At 67.8% G+C, this 6,394-nt stretch carries 5 protein-coding genes and 1 pseudogene; 1 reads left to right on the top strand and 5 read right to left on the bottom strand.

Annotated elements, in window-relative coordinates:
- The 5 genes and pseudogenes from ACFR9S_RS05850 to ACFR9S_RS05830 form a co-directional block, all read right to left on the bottom strand.
- A pseudogene (locus ACFR9S_RS05850) lies at positions 1-413 on the bottom strand (hypothetical protein); the annotation flags it as partial.
- Positions 414-490: 77 nt separating this feature from the next.
- On the bottom strand, positions 491-1,342 hold the full coding sequence (locus ACFR9S_RS05845; protein ID WP_379731179.1) for an aldo/keto reductase: 852 nt from the start codon (positions 1,340-1,342) through the stop codon (positions 491-493).
- Between the two features lie 117 nt (positions 1,343-1,459).
- Positions 1,460-2,692: a digeranylgeranylglycerophospholipid reductase gene (locus ACFR9S_RS05840; RefSeq protein ID WP_379731178.1), complete on the bottom strand. Its 1,233-nt coding sequence runs from the start codon at positions 2,690-2,692 to the stop codon at positions 1,460-1,462.
- Between the two features lie 156 nt (positions 2,693-2,848).
- Complete coding sequence (locus ACFR9S_RS05835) at positions 2,849-3,712, bottom strand: 2-oxoacid:ferredoxin oxidoreductase subunit beta (RefSeq protein ID WP_379731177.1); 864 nt, start codon at positions 3,710-3,712, stop codon at positions 2,849-2,851.
- Positions 3,709-5,460 (bottom strand): 2-oxoacid:acceptor oxidoreductase subunit alpha, encoded by a 1,752-nt coding sequence (locus tag ACFR9S_RS05830; protein WP_379731176.1) that lies wholly within the window; start codon positions 5,458-5,460, stop codon positions 3,709-3,711. The genes ACFR9S_RS05835 and ACFR9S_RS05830 overlap by 4 nt, the downstream gene beginning before the upstream one ends.
- A gap of 160 nt (positions 5,461-5,620) precedes the next feature.
- Here ACFR9S_RS05830 and ACFR9S_RS05825 point away from each other — a divergent pair, with 160 nt between their 5' ends.
- Entirely contained in the window at positions 5,621-6,262 is a 642-nt protein-coding gene (locus ACFR9S_RS05825; protein WP_379818261.1) for an FAD-dependent oxidoreductase, read from the top strand.
- Positions 6,263-6,394 lie beyond the last annotated feature (132 nt).

Here is a 6,394-nt window from a genome sequence, read left to right as displayed (position 1 = left end):
ACCGCCAGCCCGGCGGAGACGGTCGCGACCCCGCCCGCGGCGGCCACGGCGACCAGCCCGTCAGTCGAGAACTGCCGGACCCACGCGCCGACGGTCAACAGCCCCCACGCCACGGCGGCGACGAGGACGACGCCGACGCTCCCCAGCCGGGTGGTCGCGGAGTCGAGCTTGCCGGCGTAGTACCGCGTCGCGAAGCCGAGCAGGAGGAGCGGGTAGCCGATCACCACGAGCGGGATCCCCAGTGCGGCCCAAGCGTAGTAAGCGGCCTTCTGGCCGCCGGTCTCCGGCTCCCAGCGGCCGAGCACGCTACTGGGGTCGAGCTGTCGGGGAAACACCAGCTCCATCCACGTCGCGTGGAGGCGGGCGACGTCGATGCGGATGGCGTCGATCAGTCCGGTTCGCTGCCCTTGCATTGGGCGAGTAGAGCAGTCCCGCCGAGGTGAAAGTTGCGGTGCGAACGACGGGCGTCAGACGACAGTTCTCCGACAGTTCAGCGGTTCCACGGGCCGAAATCCGGATCGACCATCCGCCGACCCTCCTCGAGCTCGTCGATCGCTTCGAGTTCGCCTTCGTTGAGCTGGAGCGACAGCGACGCCCAGTTGTCGTGGAGGTGTGCCTCGCTGGAGGCCTTCGGAATCGCGGTGACCCCCTGCTCGCGGAGCCACGCGAGGCTCACCTGTGCCTCGCTGACGTTGTGGCTGCCGGCGATGTCGCTGATCACTTCGTGGCCGAACACCTCGCCGCGGGCCAGCGGGGAGTACGCGACCGGCTCGATGCCGTGTTCCACGGTCGCCTCGCGGACCACCTCCTGCTGGAGTAGCGGGTGGCACTCGAACTGGTGGGCGAAGATGTCGTGGTCGGCCGCCGCCTGCGCTTCCTCGATCTGCTCGGGCTCGAAGTTGGAGATGCCGATGCGCTCGGTGACCCCCTCCTCGACCAGTTCGTCGAACGCGCGGAACGTCTCGGCGGGGTCGTACGCCTCCGCCGGCCAGTGGACGTACAGCAGGTCGACGGAGTCGACGCCGAGGTTGTCGACGGCGTCGTAGGCGGCGTCGATCGCATCGTCGTACCCCAGATCGGAGTTCCAGATCTTCGTCGCGAGGAAGATATCCTCCCGGTCGACGTCGCTGCGGGCGATCCCGTCGCCGACCAGGTGTTCGTTGCCGTACGCCTGCGCGGTGTCGACGTGGCGGTACCCCATCTCCAGGGCGGTCGCGACCGCCTCGGGACAGGTCTGTTCGTCGGTCAGCTCCCACGTCCCCATGCCGAGCATCGGCATGCCGCTGGCACGCGGACAGTCCTCGGCCGTCGCTATCTCGTCGCCGGTAGGCGTTTCGCTCATGTGTTCGAACAGTGGTTCTTCGGAGGAAAAGCCGTTGCGGCCGGGGCACTCTCGCCCCCCGGCGCGTTCGACGACGGCGCGACGGCCGCAGTCGGTTGCGCGTCGTCGTCGGTTCCCCTACTCGCTGAACCGCTCGCGCGCGAACTTCGCGAGCAGCGGCACGTCGCTGAGGTGGAGCAGCTTCCGCATCGCGCCCACGTCGCCGGCGTTGACCTTCGCGAGCGTCTCCTCCTCGGTGTCGTTCAGGTCGGCCATCAGCGTGTCGTACCGTGAGTTCGGCGCGAGGTAGAGGAGTTCGGTCATCAGCAGCCGCTCGCGGGCCCGCGGGGCGACCTCGCTGTGCCAGAGCTTGTTGTACACCGCCATCGCCGACGCCGAGGTGTCGGGCTCCTCCGGCGTGAGACAGCGGTCGGCGGTCGTCGCGGCCGCGCGGCCGGACTGCATCCCCTTGTGGATCCCCTCGCCCCAGAGCGGGTCGATGCTTGGGACGGTGTCGCCGATCGCCATGAAGCTGTCAGTGCTGAGCTCGCCCGGCGTCTGGATGTGGGCGGAGCCGCGGTGGACCTTCCCCTCGATGCGCTCGGCGTCCTCGAATCGGGGGTCGGTGTCGAGCCAGTACTGGAGGTAGTCGTCGATCCCCATCCCCTCCTTCCCGTGGCGCTGGTGGCTCTCGTTCTGGATGTAGCAGATCCCGACCTTCGCCTCGTCGCCGCCGGTGTGGAAGATCCACGAGTAGCCGCCGGGCGCGAGGTCGTGGTCGAGCCGCAGCATCATCGAGTCGGTCAGGTCGGCGTAGTCGGGGTGGTCGATCTCGACGCCTTCGAGTTCGTACTCGACGCCGATGGCCTGCTTCCCGCGTTTGAGGTCGCTGACGCCCAGATCCTTCGCCAGCGGCGCCGCGGGACCGGTGGCGTCGACGACGATGTCGGCGTACACCTCCTCGTCGCCGTTGTAGCGCACGCCGACGGGGGTGCCGTCCTCCGTGATCGGCCGGGAGACGCGGGCGTCGAACCACACCTCCGCGCCCTTCTCTCTGGCGTCGGCGACCATCCACTGCTTGAACTCGGCGAACTCCAGCACGGCGCCGGGCTGGTTCTGGACGTAGTGGCGGTTCGGCGACTCCAGCACCACGTCGTCGGTGTAGTTCATCACCACGTCGTCGGGGACGCCGAAGGCGGACATCATCGACGGGAACGTGCCGGCGGTCGACTTGTTGCTCTGACGCGGGAACTCGTCCTCCGGTTCGGTCTCGAGGAGGACGACGTCGTAGCCTCGCTGGGCGAGGTCGCGGGCACACTGTGCGCCCGCGGGTCCCGCCCCCGCGATGACCACGTCAAAACGGTCGGACATGGACACACGAAACGCCGTGTCCGTAATGAGTGTTGCTAACTCCGTAGCGAATCCTGCGAGTCCGTCCCGTACTCCGTGGTTTCCGTCGGCTCGCGGGGGTCGGAACGGGACGGAGGAGCGATGCGATCGGCGGCGGAAAAACGGGGCCGTGGCGGTTCAGTAGAACTCGCGGACGAGATCCGTCGCGTCCTCGGGGGCGCCGTCGGGGATCTCGGTCATGTCCTCGGTGACGCCGTGGGCCTCGTGGTAGGGGACGGAGTCCTCGTCCTGATAGAGGATCCCCTGGTACTCGCCGTCGGGATCCATGATGCGGTCCTTGGCCTCGTCGAAGTCAGTCGGGTCGTGGTCGGTCTCCGCCAGATCGGTGAGGTTGTCGCGGAAGTAGTCGTACGTGTCCGTGTCGTTGAACGTGACACACGGCGAGAACACGTTGACGAACCCGAACCCGTCGTGTTCGATGGCCTCCTGCACCAGTTCGGCGTGGCGCTGGGAGTCAGAGGCGAACGACTGGGCGATGAACGTCCCGCCCGCCGACAGCGCGAGCGCGAGGGGGTTGACCGGCGGCTGCTTCGGCCCCTCGGGCGTCGTCGCCGTCTCGAAGTCCTCGCGGCTCGTCGGCGAGGCCTGCCCCTTGGTGAGGCCGTAGATGCGGTTGTCCATCACGACGTACGTCATGTCGACGTTCCGGCGCACCGCGTGGACGAAGTGGCCGGCGCCGATCGAGTAGCCGTCGCCGTCGCCGCCCGCGACCATCACTTCGAGGTCGGGGTTGGCCATCTTCACGCCCGTGCCGACGGGCAGCGCCCGACCGTGGACGCCGTGGAGCGCGTAGCTGTGCATGTACGTGCCGATCTTGCCCGAACAGCCGATGCCGGCGACGACGAACGTGTTGTCGGGGTCGTTCCCCGTGTTCGCCAGCGCCTTCATCATGCCGTTCATCGTCCCGAAGTCACCGCAACCGGGACACCAGGTGGGCTGCTTGTCGGATTTGAAGTCGATGAATCGAGTCTCGCTGCTCATTGGAGCACCTCCGTGATCTCGTCGGCGAGTTCGTCCGCTTTGAACCCGACGCCGTTGTACTTGTTCACCCGATCCACGCGCTGGAGCGTGTCGTGCTCCAGCACGTCCGCGAACTGCCCGGTCGCGTTACACTCGACGACGACGACCTGTTCGGCCTGCTCGAACGCGTCGGTGAGGTCCGGCCGCGGGAACAGGTACGGCACCGAGAGGAACCGGAAGTCCGGGTCGTCCTCGCCCATCAGGTCCATCGCCTCGACGATGGTCCCCTCGTTCGACCCCCACGAGACGACGAGGTTGTCGGCGTCGGCGTTGCCGAACTCCCGCGGACTCCAGTCCTCGCGCTCTCGGGCGGTCTCGACCTTACGTTGGCGCTTGTCGACCTGCTCGACGCGGATCTCCGTGTCCTCGGTCCGCCGGCCGAGCTCGTTGTGTTCGAGCCCGGTGGACATGTGGGCGCCGTCGGTCGTCCCCGGCTTCGCGCGCGGGCTGATGCCGTCCTCGGTGGCGGCGTGGGCGCGGAAGCGCCCCTCGTCGTCGAGCCACTCGTCGATCTCGTCCTCGTCGACGAGCTTCCCGCGGTCGATCTCGACCTCGTCCATGTCGAACGCCTCGGGCGGGAACGTCTGCTCGGTGACCGCCATCTCGAGGTCCGACACCAGGTAGACGGGGGTCTGGTACTTCTCGGCGAGGTTGAACGCCTCGACGGTCTTCCAGAAGCACTCCGAGATCGTCGTCGGCGCGAGCACGAACCGCGGGATCTCGCCGTGGCCGCCGAACAGCGTCATGTCGAGGTCGCCCTGCTCCTGCTTGGTCGGCATCCCCGTCGAGGGACCCGAGCGCATCACGTCACAGATCACCAGCGGCGTCTCGCTCTGGGCCACCAGCCCGAACGTCTCGGACATCAGGTCGATCCCGGGGCCGGAGGTGGCGGTCATCGACCGCGCACCCGCGCGGGCCGCGCCCAGCGCCATGTTGATCGCCGAGAGCTCGTCCTCGGCCTGCACGACGTGGCCGCCGTAGTGCTCGAGGCGCCCGGTCAGGTACTCCATCACGTCGGTCGCCGGCGTGATCGGGTAGCCCGAGTAGAACCGGCAGCCGGCGGCGATGGCGCCCATCCCGATCGCCTCGTCGCCGTTGATCAGGACGTAGTCCTCGTCGGTCGTCTCCAGTTCGTACTCGAACTCGGTGCTCTCGGCCTCGTAGTTGTCGCCGACGTACTCCGCGCCGAGTTCGGCGGCGGTCTTGTTGTTCTCGACGATCGACTGGCCCTTGTCGCTGAAGCGCTTCTCCAGCGAGGACGCGAGGTGCTCGATCGGGAAGTCAGTGACCTCGCAGGCGGCCCCCAGTGCGACGATGTTGCGCATGATGGCGCCGCCGGCCTCCTCCGCCAGCGACTTGAGGGGGACGTCCATCCCGACCATTTCGTCGGGGATCTCGAGGTCCTGCATCGACGTGCGCTCGCCGTCGTAGATGATCACCGACCCCTCGTGGAGTTCGTCGATGTTCTCGTCGACGGTGCGCTGGGTCAGCGCGATCAGCACGTCGAGGCGGTCGACCGTACTCTCCACCTGGTCGATCGAGGTCCGAACCTTGTACGCCGTGTACCCACCCCGGATACGTGAAGCGAAGTCCTTAGAGGTGAACACGTGTCGCCCGGCCCGGGAGAGCGCTCTCGCGAAGATCTTCCCGGTGGAGTCGATGCCATCGCCGGCCTCCCCGCCGATGGCCCAGTTGAAGTCCGCAGGCATACTGGCACGAACTACCAACGGCCCGCGCAAAAACCTTCTGAAGCGTCCGGTCAGTCGGTCAGTTACGACCGTGTACAACCCGGCGAAACTGACCGTTCGTTCCCCCGACTCCCGGAGTCGCGAAGGAAAGCGGCTTTAGCGCGGCGGCGAAAGCCGCGGTATGGACGCGACTGTCGTCGGCCGCGAGTCGGTCGGCCCGAACACGTTCACGCTCACGTTCGACACGCCCGAGGGGTTCGAGGGACTCGCCGGCCAGTTCGTTCGGCTCTCCGGCGAGATCGACGGCGAGGAGTACGCCCGGTTCTACACGCTCTCCTCGCCGGGTACCGGCGAGACGTTCGAGATCACCGTCGAAGTCGCCCCGGAGAGCGGCCCCTTCAGTGACTACCTCGCGGCGCTCCAGTCGGGCGACGAGGTCGAAGTCACCGGCCCCTTCGGCGACGACTACTACGAGGGCGAGGGGCGGGCGGTCGTGCTCGCGGGCGGGCCGGGGATCGGCGCCGCCGTCGCGATCGCGGAGCCCGCCGTCGAGAACGACGCCGAGGCCGCGGTGGTGTACCGCTACGAGGGCGAGCCGGCTCACGAGGCCCGCCTCGACGCGCTCGTCGACGCCGGCGCGGACGTGACGCTGCTTGGCGAGGACGACGCCGAGTTCGAGCGGGCAGTCGATTCGGTCGTGACCGGCGCGGACGAGGAAGGCGTGTTCGTCTACGGCTTCGCCGACTTCGTCGAGGCGGCGACCGACGCGATCGAGGCCGCCGGCGGTGATGCTGAGGGGGCGAAAGTCGAGAGCTTCGGGTAGGACCAGCCGCGGCTGTGTAAGGCGGTCACTGCGCACGAAGTTCGAGGGATGTAGCGTACTCGCGACAGTATTTCTTCCCGCCAGTAGCTCCGACCGCAACAGCAACTCGATGCTTGACTACTTGTGACCGCA

Origin of the sequence: Halolamina salina, from assembly GCF_042678005.1 — an archaeon.
Taxonomy (GTDB): domain Archaea; phylum Halobacteriota; class Halobacteria; order Halobacteriales; family Haloferacaceae; genus Halolamina; species Halolamina salina.
This window is presented reverse-complemented; position numbering and strand designations above follow the sequence as displayed.